This is a genomic window from Thermostichus sp. MS-CIW-38, assembly GCF_054058415.1.
In genome coordinates, this window is sequence record NZ_JBSSAH010000006.1 from 26928 (window position 1) to 40552 (window position 13625).

Annotated in this window: 11 protein-coding genes; 7 read left to right on the forward strand and 4 right to left on the reverse strand. The window is 59.4% G+C overall.

The features are described 5' to 3' along the window. Positions 1-43: 43 nt before the first annotated feature. Positions 44-4879: a translocation/assembly module TamB domain-containing protein gene (locus ACVWXZ_RS03630; RefSeq protein ID WP_457482168.1), complete on the reverse strand. Its 4836-nt coding sequence runs from the start codon at positions 4877-4879 to the stop codon at positions 44-46. Between the two features lie 296 nt (positions 4880-5175). Between ACVWXZ_RS03630 and ACVWXZ_RS03635 the strand changes: the two genes are divergently transcribed. From ACVWXZ_RS03635 to ACVWXZ_RS03655, 5 genes are all read left to right on the forward strand, one after another. Beyond that, positions 5176-5589 carry an STAS domain-containing protein gene (locus tag ACVWXZ_RS03635; protein ID WP_011433770.1) on the forward strand — a complete coding sequence of 138 codons (414 nt, stop codon included), beginning with the start codon at positions 5176-5178 and terminating at the stop codon, positions 5587-5589. 12 nt (positions 5590-5601) lie between these two features. After that, positions 5602-6357 carry a precorrin-2 C(20)-methyltransferase gene (locus ACVWXZ_RS03640; RefSeq protein WP_414350039.1) on the forward strand — a complete coding sequence of 252 codons (756 nt, stop codon included), beginning with the start codon at positions 5602-5604 and terminating at the stop codon, positions 6355-6357. Positions 6358-7181: 824 nt separating this feature from the next. Continuing rightward, positions 7182-7340 carry a hypothetical protein gene (locus ACVWXZ_RS03645; RefSeq protein WP_414329361.1) on the forward strand — a complete coding sequence of 53 codons (159 nt, stop codon included), beginning with the start codon at positions 7182-7184 and terminating at the stop codon, positions 7338-7340. Positions 7341-7639: 299 nt separating this feature from the next. After that, a complete protein-coding gene (locus ACVWXZ_RS03650) occupies positions 7640-8176 on the forward strand; it encodes an N-acetyltransferase family protein (protein WP_457403332.1) in 537 nt (178 codons plus the stop codon). A gap of 179 nt (positions 8177-8355) precedes the next feature. Next, entirely contained in the window at positions 8356-8877 is a 522-nt protein-coding gene (locus tag ACVWXZ_RS03655) for a peroxiredoxin (RefSeq protein WP_414344495.1), read from the forward strand. A 4-nt stretch (positions 8878-8881) separates the two neighbouring features. Here the strand turns inward: ACVWXZ_RS03655 and ACVWXZ_RS03660 are convergent, their stop codons facing one another. Further along, positions 8882-9067, reverse strand: a complete 186-nt coding sequence (locus ACVWXZ_RS03660; protein ID WP_414344512.1) for a hypothetical protein — start codon at positions 9065-9067, stop codon at positions 8882-8884. A gap of 351 nt (positions 9068-9418) precedes the next feature. On the opposite strand from ACVWXZ_RS03660, the gene ACVWXZ_RS03665 reads away from it, so the two are divergent. After that, the gene (locus tag ACVWXZ_RS03665) at positions 9419-10159 is read left to right on the forward strand and encodes a glycerophosphodiester phosphodiesterase (RefSeq protein WP_457403334.1); all 741 of its coding nucleotides are present in this window, start codon (positions 9419-9421) and stop codon (positions 10157-10159) included. On the opposite strand, the gene ACVWXZ_RS03670 is transcribed toward ACVWXZ_RS03665, so the two are convergent. After that, the gene (locus ACVWXZ_RS03670; protein WP_457403335.1) at positions 10156-10890 is read right to left on the reverse strand and encodes a protein-L-isoaspartate(D-aspartate) O-methyltransferase; all 735 of its coding nucleotides are present in this window, start codon (positions 10888-10890) and stop codon (positions 10156-10158) included. The genes ACVWXZ_RS03665 and ACVWXZ_RS03670 overlap by 4 nt on opposite strands. Positions 10891-11406: 516 nt before the next feature. Between ACVWXZ_RS03670 and ACVWXZ_RS03675 the strand changes: the two genes are divergently transcribed. Continuing rightward, entirely contained in the window at positions 11407-13287 is a 1881-nt protein-coding gene (locus tag ACVWXZ_RS03675) for an AMP-dependent synthetase/ligase (protein WP_414388956.1), read from the forward strand. Between the two features lie 13 nt (positions 13288-13300). Here the strand turns inward: ACVWXZ_RS03675 and ACVWXZ_RS03680 are convergent, their stop codons facing one another. After that, a complete protein-coding gene (locus ACVWXZ_RS03680) occupies positions 13301-13621 on the reverse strand; it encodes a hypothetical protein (protein WP_414331146.1) in 321 nt (106 codons plus the stop codon). Positions 13622-13625 lie beyond the last annotated feature (4 nt).

Sequence of the window (13625 nt, forward strand, 5' to 3'; positions counted from 1 at the left end):
CTGGCCATCCAAAGCCTGCTGCCAAACTCCGGAGCGGATCCCATTAGAAGCGGGTCTCAAACTCGATGGAAATGACATTGTTGCCCTCGAGGTCGGTGCTGGCGCGGGTGAGGGTTTGCTCGTTGAGGCGGTAGCGGGCGCTGTAGCGGGTGGGCTGAAAGGGATCCGTTAGGTTGCGCTGCACCGAGATGGAAGTGGCTGGCCCCAGATCGCGGGCCACCTCCAGCGCTAGCCCTATCGAGGAGCGGTTGGCAGCGCGGGTATCGACCTGGGGGACGGGGCTAATGCGCACCTCGTCTAGGCCCAGGGTGTCCCGCAGCGTGTCCAGCACATCGTTGAGCAAGGCAGTTCCGGCCAGGCCGGCCACTCCCGCTTCGGGGTTGAGGCGGACCAGAGCTGTGCCTCCCAGGAGGGCGACGATCTCTTCCGGGGAGCGGCTGGGGCTGCTGGAAAGGGACAGAACTCCATTGCGGGGATCCGCCTCAGCCAGCTGGCTGGCCCGCCCGTTGACCGTGGCGAAAATCTCGATGCTCTGCTGGGATCCCGGCAGGTTGCGGTTGGTGTCAAAGGGGGAGAGCTCTTGGGGAAAGCGATAGACCTCGATGGCCTGGGTCATCAAGCGCAGGTTCAGGAAGGGATCGAAGGGGTTGTCTAGGTCAAAAGTGGCGGTATTGGAGCGGGAGCGATCCAGGCGAAAGTTGGCAAGGGGCAGGTTGACGCGGCCTCGCTCTAGGGCAATGGTGCCCGCTGGGCGCAGATCCTGGGGAGTGCCAAACAGGCGCAAGGTGCCGGCAGCATTGAATTCAAACAGATTGGGACGCTGCACGCGGATCCCTGGCCCCAAGACCAGCTCCAGTCCGTTGAGCCGCGGCTGCCAGAAGGGATCCGGCGAAGTCGAGCCGGCGGCAGCTGTTGCGGCCTCAGGTTCTGCCCGGCGGGGGCTGACATCCACGATCCCTTGAGAAACCTCCAGCCGCCCCTCGAGCAAAGGTTGCAGAAGCAGCCCTCTGACAGCCACCTCGCCGTCCAGATGGCCAGTGTAGAGGTTGGGCAGGTTGAGCTGGACCCCTTGGAGTTGCAGAGTTAAGGGTGGCGAGGTTTCGTCCATCTGCAGGGCACCGCGAGAGTTGACGGGCAAAAAGCCTTCAGCCAAAAGGGATCCACCCCCCAACTGTCCCCGCAGCTCCTGGACTTGCAGCTGATTGAGGTTAAAGGCGATCTGGCCTGTGAGGTCGGTAATGGGCTCCGGCAGGGCTGCCAGCTTGAGGATCCCCGAGTTGACGCTCAAGTTCCCCTGCAGGCTGGGCTCTCGCAAGGTGCCGCGGATGGCCAGCTCCAGTTGGCTTTGGCCGCCTTCCCAGCGCACCTGGTCGGTGAAGAGGTTGATCAGGCGCAGACCGCCATGCTTGGCTTGCAGGGTGAGGTCGATCTGGTCGGATTCGGCCCGCACCTCGGCAAAGGGCAGGGTGTAGGGCACTAGGCCAAAGAGGCGAATGGGTTCGTCACCATTGGCCAGCAGGGCGCCGTCCAGGCGCAGCTGCCCCCGCTGGTAGTCAAATTGTCCTCCCACCTCCCGCAGCGGCACCTGGTTGATCTGGGCGTTGACCACTGTCAGGGATCCGCGGGCATGGGGATCCCGCAGGTTGCCGGCCAGCTCCACGTCCAGGTTGAGATCCCCCTGCAGCTCCAGCTCCTCTGGCAGGAAGCGGTCCAGCAAAGCCAGAGGCAATCCTTGGATTTGCAAGGATCCCGACTGTTCCTCTAGGCCCAGCTTGCCCACAAAAAGGGCTTGACGTTCGCCACTGCGCAACCGCAGCGGCTCCAACACCACTGCATCTCCAGCCAGGCTGCCCCTGGCAGTAAGGCTTTCGATGCCAAACTCCTCTGCCTGCCAATTCTGGCCCTCAAGGTAAAAGCTGACGCTAGGCCGGTTGAGGCTGCCGACCAGGCTAACGCTGGCTTGGAATTCCCCTCGCAGACTTGTGGGCGGCGGGAAAGTGCTCCGCACCGCTGACGCGAACAGCGGATCCATGCGGCTGGCCAAGGTCTCCAGGTGGACGGCCAAGATCTGGGCATAGTACTCCAGCTGCTCCAGGAGAGGATGGTTGGGCAAACCGACCGGGTCGGTCTTTAACGCCGAGGCAGGGCCCAAGGGGGGCCGCCGGAAGCCGCGAGTGGTGATGTCTTGCCACTGCCGCCACTTAAAGGCAGAGACGATGTCTTCCAGGCGGCCCTGGCGGGTGCTGATCTCTAGGTTAATTTGAGGAACGGAAACCTCTGGAGTAGACTCCAAACCGCCCTGGAGGGGATCCGCCGGCAGCTCCAGGGTGCCGCTAGCGGTGTAGGTGCTCTCAAACAAATCCAGTTGAGCTTGGGCGATCTCTAGGCGAGGAGAACCATTACCAGCGTGGTAGTCGAAATCCACCGAAAAGCCCCGTACTTCGATCCCTCCCAACTGCAGATCCGCCACCGCAGCCCGTCCTTGGGCGGCGCCGCTTGCCAGGTCAACTGCCACCTCCCCCTCGAGGGTTCCCTGCAGACTGGCCCACGGCCCGGCAGCCACCCCCCCCAGCAAAGCCAGAGGCAACTGGTTCACTGCCACCTGGAGCTCCTCTTGCCGGCGTTGGCCGCGAATTTCCGCCTCGCCCCGCTGCACCTGAAACTGCAAAGGCTGAAACTGGGGATCCAACTGCAGCGCCAGTCGATCCCGCTTCCCCCGCAGATCCACTTCCGTCCCCTGAACAGACCCCTGAAAGGGCCCGGCCAAGTCTTCAAAGGCCACATCTCCCACCTGCAAGCCCCGCAACTGCACCTTGCCAGTCACCTGCAAGGTGTCCAGAGGTCCGCGGATCTGGCCGGATCCCTGCAGCACTCCTTTCACCAGCGGCGGCAGGCCGGGTACTTCTGCCAGCGTAATCCCGTCGGTGGTAAAGCTCAGATCCAGGGATCCCACCTGCAGCGTCTGGGGATCCAAGGGGATCTGCCCTTCGACCCTGGCCAGGCGAGTGCCACCTGCCAACACCTCCGCCTCCTGGATATGCAGTCCGGATCCCTCCCAAGTCACCTGGCCGCGGATGCCCTCAACCCACTGCCATCCCCTCGCTCCCAAAGGCTGCAACAAAGCCAGCGACCCTTGCGCCCGCAACGCCCCCAGGAAGCCCACTTCTGCTGCCGCCGCCCTGTCCAGCTGCGCCGTCAGCTCGCCAGAGAGGGATCCCGGCCATTGGGGGTTGAAAAAGGCCAGCGGCACCTCCTGAGGAGCCAACTGCGTCTGGAGCTGTCCCCCCGCCCACCGCCCCGCCACCGCCACCCGGCCTCCGCCCACGTCCAGCACCGCCTGCGGCACCTGCACCACCCAGTCCCGACCCTCCGGCAAAACCTGCAGCTGCCCTCTTCCGGCAATCTCTCCCCCTTGGGTTGCCCAGGTGGCCTCTACCTGAGGTTGGGATCCCGTCAGCGCCACCTGCACTTGAGCGGAAACCGGCCCCACCCAAGGAAGAGCGCCCCGGCGGGGCAGGTTGAGGCCGTAAAGGGCCAGCACCTGCTCCACGTCGGCTCCGCTGACTTGAAGATCGAACTGGCCTGCCAAGCCGGCAGCCCATTGCAGCTGGCCGGAGCCTTGGATGCGACCCCCTGCAGTCTTGAGGTCAATTGCTTCCAAGGCCAAGGTTTGATCCGCAAAGCGGAAGCCAAAGGCATACTCCGACACCGGCAGGCGATCCACCTGCCCCGGCGAAAGCCCCCGCAACTGTCCCCGGATCTGCGGCTGATCCAAGGCTCCAGTGACCGCTACGGATCCCCCTACCACCCCCTCCACCGCCACCGGCAGGCCAGTCACGTCAAACGTCTCTTGGATCTGTTGAAGACTGGCCGGCACCAGTTCCGCCTGCAAACCAAACCCCTGTCCTTGCTCCCAGACCACCGGGCCTTTTAGCTCGGCAAAGGAAAGCTGACCAAAGCGACCGCTCACCCCCTCCAGCTCCAACCCCTGCAAGGTAAAGCGAACGGAGCCCTTCACCTCTTCAAAAGGATGGGGCAACCTCTCCAGATCCAGCCGAGCCTGTTGAACCTGGGCCTGCCCCGTCAACTCCAGCGGTTGATCCCGCCGCCAGAGCACCTGGAGATCCAAGCCAGTTTCCCCCTGCACCTCCGCAAAAGGGGCCGCCGGCACCACACTGGGCAAGAGATCCAAAGGCAGACGAGCTGCAGAAAGCGTCACCGAACCGGAAGCCTGGGCAAAATCCGCCACCCCCCTGAGCTGCAGGGGGTACCCCCCCTCCCCCTCCCGAGGGAGCAACCGTGCCGTCGCCTGGAAACTGGCCCGCCCCCCGAAAAGATCCTCCTCTCCTGGCGGGGCATTGTGAGTCAGCCACACCTGCACCTGGCCCTGCAGCCGATCAAACTGGCGTCGCTCCCCCACCAAAGGGATGGCCGTCAGGGATCCCTGGCGCAAACGGATGTTCAGCCCATGCAAGGGCAGGGATCCCTCCCCTTCGGGCAGTTGAAACTGCACATCCGCCCAGCCGCGATCCAGCGTTTCCATCAGCAGCAGTTGCGGCTGGTTTAGGGTAACATTCAGCACCCACTGACCCGTCTGCAGCCAAGTCCAGAAATCAGGGCTGAGGTCGATGGAGCCGATACTGGCCAGATGTTCAACGCGGCTTTCTCCCAAGCTCACCTGCCAGGGGGCCAGAAACCTCACCTCCCCCAATTCCACGCGCCGGCGCATCGCTTGCGAGAGGGTTGCTTCCACCTGCGGCAGCACGTGATCTTGAAGGTAGATCCCTGTTCCCCAGGCGGCACCAAAGGCGGCAGCCGTCAAGCCCAAACCCACCCCAGCTAGAGTGATGGGGGAAAGGTTGAATCGTTGCTGCTGCATCTTTGGATCTTGGTGATCCTCTCCCAACCGCCTACCCCTTAAAAACCTGACAGGCTCCCAAAAGCCGTTCGTGCACTGCGGGCCGACCTTGCCGGCACAGTTGCCCCCATCCTACCCAAGGACTCCTGGCTTGCCACGAGGGAACAGAAAGAAGAGATCCCTGCTCCCAGGCGTAATTCCCCCGAAGACCCCGCGGAAAAATACCGTCTCCCGCGGAGAACGGGGATGCTAAGCTATCTCCACACCCGAGATTGAACCCACCCTGGGGCCTCTCTCAGGTGTTCCCTTCTGTCGAGATGGTTGAAAGGAGAAGAGCCATTCCGGAACCCCTATCTCTGACGGTCAGCTTGCGCGGCAGCCGCGAGGCGCTGGAAAACTGCCAGGTCTTTCACCTGACTGGCCTTCTGGATGCCTTTTCCGAGCCGGTCTTTGTTAAGGTGGTCACCAAATACCTGGAAGAGGGATCCCCTAACCTCATCTTGGATTTGACAGGGATCGACTTCATCGATAGCTCTGGCGTCGGCGCCCTGGTGCAATTGGCCAAGCTGGTGCAGGGCCGCGCAGGTATCTTTCAGGTGGTGAGCAATCCCCGCATCACCCAAACGGTGAAGCTGGTGCGCCTGGAGAAGTTCCTGTCTTTGCGCAACTCCTTGCAGGAAGCCTTGGATCGCCTGAAGGAAGGAAGTACGGGCAGTACAGAGACCGCCTGATACGTAATAAGTATGGGTCTGGGAACCTTTTGGGGGATCAGTGCTGGAGCAGGGGATCCCGACTGGATCACGGTCAAAGCAGCCCGCATCCTCAGCACGGTCAACTGGGTGGCCTGTCCCCAAAATGCTGCCGGCCAGCCGGGCTTGGCCTACCAAATTGTGCGCCCTTGGCTGCGACCGGAACAAACCCTCTTGCCGCTTCGCCTGCCCTTTGTCACCCAGCCGGAAGTCCTGCAAGCTGCCTGGCGAGTGGCTGCCCAGCAACTAGCCCCACTCCTAGAAAGGGGAGAAGATGTCGCCTTCATCTGTGAGGGAGACGTGGGCCTCTACAGCACCTTCGCCTACGTGGCCCAAGCCCTGCGGCAGCGGATCCCCGCCTTGCCCATCCAGGCCATACCGGGGGTGTGCTCTCCCTTAGCCGCTGCTGCTGCCCTGGGATCCCCCTTGGTGCTCGGCTCCGAGAAATTGGCGATTTTACCGGCTCTGTTTGCCCTCTCGGAACTGGAGCAGGCTTGTGCCTGGGCTGAGGTAGTCGTCCTCATGAAAGTGGCCTCTGTCTACCCTCAGGTTTGGCAGTGGCTGGCCGAAAGAGGTTGGCTGCAACAAGCCAGCTTGGTGGTCTGGGCCGGCTGGCCTCAGCAAACCCTCTTCCCCACCCTGGAAGGACTGGCCGACTACCGGCCCCCCTACTTTTCCCTGCTGATCCTGCGTTCTCGGCCCCGAAATCAAGATTCTCTTAACCTGGAAAACGAGCTACAGCTGGAATGAGTTTTCTAGGATAGGGAATGAGTTCCTTCCGGCGATTAAGCCCGAAGCAGGGGTTGGTCGGTATTTTTTTGCGTGTGTTTCCATTGAGCTTAAGTCCCGTACCGAGCCGGCTTGTTTCCCCAAAAAATCAGGTGTCCTGTGACGGAAAGAGGCTGAGGAATCCGAATCCAGAATGCTGGGATCCCTCATTGACCTGAACCAAAAAGAGATGAAAAGACCAAGTTAAAGGAATGATCCAGCCTGTTAAGAATGGTTGCCGCCCTTGGTGGAGAGATCGGCTATAGGTTAGATTATGAATGTAGTGATTCAGGCGAGGAGGATAATATCTCATCCCCATCTCAAATGCGAGGCACCGCTTCTCGACTGACTCAAATCCAAAATTCTCTCCAAAGTTCTCTGTCGGTCAACGCTCTGATCCAAGCTTCCGATCCGTTGCTTCGGCAGACTCTCCTGAGAAGTGGTTGTCTCGCTCAGCAGAGCACCTGGTACCTACGACAGGTTTTCCTCAAAGCAGAACAAGGGAGTTAGGCAGATAGCAGTTGGGCTTGCTGCACAAGCCACTGGGAAAGTGAGAGAGCGCTCTAGGTGTTCCTCAAATAATCCTCAAATAAAAGTGGTTTTGCCAGATCAACAAGCTCAGCCGGCTATTTTGAGTCTCCATTCATGAGCGAGTCAGGGTGGGAAAATCGGTGATCAGGTTCAGGTGCTCTCAACCTGCAAGCTCTGCGAGTCGGAACCAGCGCTCAGTGGGACAAGGACTGCGGGCTTTAGCAATTCGAGGTTCTCTCAGTTCATAGTTTCACTCTCACTTTCAGGAGGTTGCTATGTTTACCTTTCTCTCAAAGATTGCTAGAGCAATTATCCGCATATTTGCTCCTGCCAAGTCCGATCTGGTGGAAGTGGGTTACCAGCCTATCACGGATGATATCTATCGCATCAACGGCTCAGCCTGCCATTTTAGCGATCTGGAGATCTCATCGTAAACCTCAGAGTCGGATTCTGGTGTCGGAGCGGCCACTGGCGCTGGCCCAAAAATTGAGTTCGTTTGTTTGCCGACTAATTTGTCGAGCCCAGTAGTGGGAGCGGTTGAATCAGCTACAGGTTAAGACAACAGAATAAGTTTTACAGAATAAGTTTTGATGAATCTTGGATGCGGTTAGTCCGCGTCGGCAGGGGTGGTTTTCCTCCCTGTGGCCAAGTCCTACCGGTTCAGTGGTGGCTCCCCGTGGGGGTCACCACTTATTGTTTTGTTGTTTGCAAGTTGTTTGGGAAAATAAGGGGGATGCCTGCGGTTGCCCCGTCTCAACCTGTGTTGCCTTCCCCTGTGGTTTACCCGGCTACACCGGGCGATCTGGATCCCTTGGCCGAAGTTCTGGCGCAGGTTTTTTATCCGCCCTCAGGCCTGCAACGCTGGATCCACCCAATTCGCAAGCTGGGCATTCGCGAAGAGTTGCGCCTCAGGCTGGCCGCAAGGGATCCCTACTATTGCTGTCTGGCGGCTGCGGTGGGATCCGAAGTGGTGGGCACTGCCGAGATCTCTTTGCGGGTCACAGCCCACGGGAAGTATCCCTACCTCTCCAACTTGGCGGTGCTGCCCGGCTGGCGGCGGCGAGGAATTGCTCGTCTGCTTTTGCTCAGTGCTGAAGGGGTGGCGAAAGGGTGGGGCTACCGCTGTTTGCATCTGCACGTGTTGGAAGACAATCTCCCCGCGCGGCAACTGTACGCTCAACTGCGCTATACCCCCATCGAACGCACCTCTCAACTCTGGCGATGGTTGGGGATCCCTCCGCAGCTTTTGCTCTGCAAGTGGTTACCTTGAATTGGCAAAGGAATTGGCAAAGCGGCAACATTGAGCTGGCAGAGTGGAGATGCTTCCCACCCCGCTGGCTTGCTTCTGCGCAGTGAGGCGAGTTCCTGGACTCATATAAAGTTATGTAAACTAGAGATGGGTTCTAGAGAGGTCTCGGAGGGGCAGTGAGGGAATTGGGCAGGGTTTTCATGGGATTGGTTGTGGGCCTGCTTGTGGGCTTTGGGATGGCTCAGCCTGCCTGGGCCCAGTGGGGGACTACCCCTCTCCCGCCAATAGGTTCTCCGGCACCGGAGTTCGCATTGCCAGATCAAGCCGGGCAAATACGGCGGCTGGCGGATTTTCGGGGGGAGTGGGTGGTGTTGTATTTTTACCCCCGCGACTTCACTTCCGGCTGTACGATTGAGGCCCGCCGCTTTCAGCAAGATTTGCCCAAGTTCCGGGCCATGGGGGCACAGGTTGTGGGCGTGAGCGCTGACTCGGTGGACTCTCACAGGCGCTTTTGCTCGGCAGAAGGGCTACAGTTTCCTTTGCTGTCGGATCCCGACGGCACGGTCAGTCGAGCTTACGGCTCCTGGATGGGCGATGTTGCCCTGCGCAATACGTTCTTGATCGACCCGGAGGGGATTTTGCGAGAAATCGACCCAATCGTGAACCCCAGCCGCCACAGTGCTGAGGTTCTGGCCCAGTTGCAACGGCTTGTCGGTAGCTAGCCCTCTAGCTTTCCGGGCCAAAAGTCTGCTCGAACTCGTAGAGCAACTCGTCGATCTCCTCCAGCGCTTGGTTGACATCCACGCGCAAGCTGCCCAAGTCTGGCTTTTCCAGCAGCTTGGCTACTGCTGGCCGGCGTTCGCGGATCAGCTTGATGCGCTCTTTCAAGGCGGCAATTTCGGCGGCGTCCATGACTTCAGAGACCCAATCCACTCCCTTAGCTTATCGTTTCCTCCCAGTCGCCGGGATCCCTTTCTGAACCACCGAGAGCCAATCATAATAGAGCTGCGCAACCTGGCACTCAACCCCGCTTCAGCTAGAAATTGCAGGAGCCCCGCACTGTACCCGTAGGTTCGGTGTCGGGAGGAATGCTATAATAATACTGCGGACACCAGAAACGGTTGTTTAGGGCACTGGTAACGGTCGATTGGGGGTGCAGTAAACCACCCCAGAGGCTCGTGGTTGGCTTGCTAACTGCAGGGCTACTAAAAGCCCGCTCCGTACCGCCTAGCGGTTGGTGTCGGGTAGTTTACAGGTGCTGACATGCTCCCCTACACCCAGATTGTCGCCCACCGTGGGGAGCACACCCACGCCGAGGAAAACACGTTGGCCGCTTTTGCTGCTGCTGTTGAAGTGGGGGCCGAGCAAATTGAGCTGGATGTGCGCTGTAGCCGAGATGGGATCCCACTGGTTGTTCACGATGCCGATTTGGATGGACAGCCTTTGGCCGCATTAACTTGGGCCGAGATTCGGGCCCGCAAACCCACGATTCCCACTCTTGAAGAGACCCTGTCACATATCAAGGGCAAGATCACCCTCGATATCGAACTCAAAGAAGCAGGCTATGAGGAACAAGTCCTTGCCCTCGTTAGCGATATTTTGACCCCCGAAGAATTTGTGATCACCTCTTTTTTGCCTCAGGTGGTGCAGCGGGTTAAAACGCTTTTGTCCCCGCAACCCAAGGTTGGCCTGTTGATCGAGGCAAAGGCTGAGGAGCAAGCCAAGGGATCTTTACTTACCCGTTGCCGGGAGTTGGGAGCGGATTTTCTGGCCCCCCACTACAGTTGGGTGAACTTGCAGTTCTTGGCTGAAGCTGAACAGGCCGGGATCCCTCTGTACGTTTGGACGGTGAACGATCCTGAAGTGATGAAGTTGTGCTTGCAGCCATTTGCCGGCTCAGTAGGACAAAATCCCGTTGTTCAAGGGTTGATTACCGACCGTCCCCAATTGGCTTTGCAAATTCGCGCCCACCGTTTGGCAGGAGTAGAGGGGGCAAAACCCTAGACCATGGGCACAAACTGCACCGGAAAAGCCCCTTTTTGAACCCATCCTTGGGCTGTTTTGCAGAGGATCAGCAAGGACTGGGATCCCTGGGCACCGGAGTCCGAAGGGCTTTCTCCCACCGGCACCACCAAGGTGCCCCCCACCGCCAGTTGATCCAGCAGCACCATGGGCACAGTTGGGGGCGCTGCCGTCACCACGATGGCATCGTAGGGAGCATGCTCTGGCCAACCTTGGTAGCCATCCCCCTGACGCACTTCCACGTTGCGATAGCCCAGGGCAGCGAGGGTTTGTTGAGCTTGAGCAGCCAATGGGGACAGACGCTCCAGGCTATACACTTGCCGGGCCAGCTCTGCCAAAACAGCCGCCTGATAGCCGGAGCCGGTGCCGATTTCCAACACCACCGATTCAGGCGTGAGGCGAGCAGCTTCTGTCATAAAAGCAACAATATAGGGCTGAGAAATGGTCTGGCCATAGCCGATGGGCAGAGGGCAATCCCTGTAGGCCCGATCCCGCAGATCAGAGGGGACAAAAAGGTGACGCGGCACTTTTCCCATGGCTTCCAGTACCCGTGGATCTCGGATCCCTCGTTTGATGAGCTGTTTCTTGACCATCTGCTCCCGTTGGGAAGCAAAAGGATCGGAAGCGTCTGGGGGCTGAGGTTCAACTTCTGGGATCCCAGCTGGAGAGCGAGAAGAATGTCTCCACCGGAAGGATGAGAATGGGTTGATCACCGATACACAACCTCCAGAAACGATGAGCTGCTCAGCTAGAAATCGCAGGAGCCCCGCACGGTACCCGTAGGGTCAGTGTCGGGAGGAATGCTATAATGGTACTGCGGACACCAGAAACAGCTGTTTAGGGCACTGGTAACGGTCGATTGGGGGTGCCGTAAACCACCCCAGAGGTCCGTGGTTAGTTTACTAACTGCAGGGCTACTAAAAGCCCGCTTCGTACCGCCTAGCGGTCGGTGTCGGGTAGTTTACATGAAGCTTACAGCCGGGATCCCCATGGGAGATATGGGATCCGGTTTGATCAAAATTGTAAAGTTTTGTGCGCAATCTGCCGGGGCGAGCAATCACCACCCTGGTTCTGCCAGCGCAAGATCAAGATTTTATAGTGTTGATCCCTACCTTTTCCCCGCAAGGGGAAGATGGTGAATGGGGTGACAGGCTGGGAACTGTCCTAGCGACACCTGGGGAGAGAGGCTGGGTTTAATAGACTGTAAACGTAATTTACGGTACAGATCTATGACAACTGCTGCCGCTTCTGCTACTCCCACTGCCCCTGAGACGACGCTGCTGAACGTTTGGCAAGTGCTGGCGGAAGAGTTTGCCGGTCAGGTTGCCCTACGGGATCCCCACGCGCAGCCAGTTTTCGAGATGTCTTATGGAGAGCTGTTTCGCCGCATTCAAACCCTGGCGGCTGGCCTGCAGGCTTTGGGCATTTGCCCGGGGGATCGGGTGGCCATTTTTGCCGATAACTCCCCCCGCTGGCTGATGGCCGATCTGGCCACGATGTTCACGGGAGCTGTGAATGTGCCCCGCAGCGCTGTGGCGGATCCCAGTGAGCTGGGCTACATCTTGCGCCACTCCGGTAGCACGGCCCTGATTGCTCAGGATCTGAAGACCCTGAGGCGGATCCGGCCGGATGTGCAGGAGCTGGGCCTGGAACGGCTGCTGTTGCTTTCCGATGAGCAGGAAGCAGGGGTGCTGAACTTTTCCCAATGGCTGCAAAAGGGTCGGGAACACACCTACCAACCCCCAAAGCTGGAGCGATCCCAACTGGCCACCATCATCTACACCTCCGGCACCTCCGGTCGGCCCAAGGGGGTGATGCTCAGCCACGGCAACCTGATGCACCAGGTGGAGAACTTGGGCGTGGTCGTACAGCCACAACCGGGGAATAAGGTGTTGACCATTCTGCCCACTTGGCACTCCTATGAGCGGGCTTGCGAGTATTTTCTCCTCAGCCGCGCCTGCATGTTGGTCTATACCAGCCCTCGCTTTATCAAACAAGATTTCCAACAGGAGCACCCCCATTTTTTGGTGGCAGTGCCGCGGATTTGGGAAACCGTTTATGAAGGGATCCAACGGCAATTCAAGGAGAAAAGCCCCCTGATGCAGCGGCTGATCCGCGCTCTGATGGCCGTGAGTGAGAGCCATGTGCTCTCTGGACGGATAGCTCGCAACCAGTCGATTTTGCATTACGGAGTCAGCCCCTGGGTGCGCCTGCAGGCTCGCCTACAACATTGGCTGCTCTGGCCCCTGCACCGATTGGCCGATGTGCTGATCTACCGCAAGGTACGACGGGCGTTGGGCCCCAATTTTCAACATGCCATCAGCGGCGGTGGATCCCTGCCTGCCTACTTGGATCTGTTCTACGAGGTGGTGGGCATTTCCATCTTGAATGGCTACGGCCTCACCGAAACTTCGCCGGTGTTGTGCGCGCGGCGTCCAGACAACAATGTGCGCGGTACGGCTGGCCCCCCTCTGCCGGGGACGGAGTTTCGCATTGTGGATCCTGAAACTCGACAGCCGCTGCCCCCTGGAGAAAAAGGACTAATCCTGGCCCGTGGCCCGCAGGTGATGATGGGCTACTACAACAACCCGGAAGCCACTGCCAAGGTGCTCAGCTCCGACGGCTGGTTTGAAACCGGGGATCTGGGCTGGCTCACCCCCGACGGGCAACTGGTGATCACCGGCAGAGCCAAGGATGTCATTGTCCTACTCAATGGGGAGAATATTGAGCCCCAGCCGCTGGAAGATGCTTGTCTGCAGTCTCCTTACATCAGTCAGATCGTGATCGTCGGGCAAGACCAAAAGAAATTGGCTGCCCTCATCTACCCCAACCTCGATGCCCTCAAAGCCTGGGCTGCCGAGCAAGGGATCCCGGCTGAGGATGCCGAGCTGCTGGCCCAGCCCCAGACCCGCACCTTGATTTTGCAGGAGGTGCGCCGCCGCATCCAAGAACGCCCTGGCTACCGGCCCGACGAGCAGGTCAGCGACTTTCGCTTCTTGCCGGAGCCGCTGAGCGTGGAAAACGGCCTTATGACCCAGACCCTGAAGATCAAGCGCAACCCGGTGGCTGAGCGCTATGCCCACCTCATCCAGGAGATGTATCCGGCTTGAGGTGCAGGCCCACCTAAGTTTGGGATCCCCGTTGTTGCTCCAAGTAGCGCCGGAATTGCTCCGGTGGAATGGCCCCTCGGTAGGCTCCACAGTAGTAGAGGGTAAGCACTGCCTTGTAGGCCCAATCGCTTGGCACCACATCCGGGAAAGGGCTGGGCAAAGTATCTGCTTGGTTGTTGGCGCAGGCTTGCAAAATTTGCTCTGTGGTGAGCTGTTCTGCCAGGTCTGGAGGGAGTTCCCGCAGGTTGGCTTGGGCCAGAGCGGCGGTGGGCAGGCTCAAACTGGAGAGGGCTGCGCCCACAAGAGCTGAGGTGAAGAGGTGTTGCACTTTCATAGCA

Bases quoted from the DNA above. Each gene is read 5' to 3' on its own strand.
- ACVWXZ_RS03630 (WP_457482168.1), bottom strand. From the start codon at position 4,879: ATGCAGCAGCAACGATTCAACCTTTCCCCCATCACTCTAGCTGGGGTG.
- ACVWXZ_RS03635 (WP_011433770.1), top strand. From the start codon at position 5,176: ATGGTTGAAAGGAGAAGAGCCATTCCGGAACCCCTATCTCTGACGGTC.
- ACVWXZ_RS03640 (WP_414350039.1), top strand. From the start codon at position 5,602: ATGGGTCTGGGAACCTTTTGGGGGATCAGTGCTGGAGCAGGGGATCCC.
- ACVWXZ_RS03645 (WP_414329361.1), top strand. From the start codon at position 7,182: ATGTTTACCTTTCTCTCAAAGATTGCTAGAGCAATTATCCGCATATTT.
- ACVWXZ_RS03650 (WP_457403332.1), top strand. From the start codon at position 7,640: ATGCCTGCGGTTGCCCCGTCTCAACCTGTGTTGCCTTCCCCTGTGGTT.
- ACVWXZ_RS03655 (WP_414344495.1), top strand. From the start codon at position 8,356: ATGGGATTGGTTGTGGGCCTGCTTGTGGGCTTTGGGATGGCTCAGCCT.
- ACVWXZ_RS03660 (WP_414344512.1), bottom strand. From the start codon at position 9,067: ATGGACGCCGCCGAAATTGCCGCCTTGAAAGAGCGCATCAAGCTGATC.
- ACVWXZ_RS03665 (WP_457403334.1), top strand. From the start codon at position 9,419: ATGCTCCCCTACACCCAGATTGTCGCCCACCGTGGGGAGCACACCCAC.
- ACVWXZ_RS03675 (WP_414388956.1), top strand. From the start codon at position 11,407: ATGACAACTGCTGCCGCTTCTGCTACTCCCACTGCCCCTGAGACGACG.
- ACVWXZ_RS03680 (WP_414331146.1), bottom strand. From the start codon at position 13,621: ATGAAAGTGCAACACCTCTTCACCTCAGCTCTTGTGGGCGCAGCCCTC.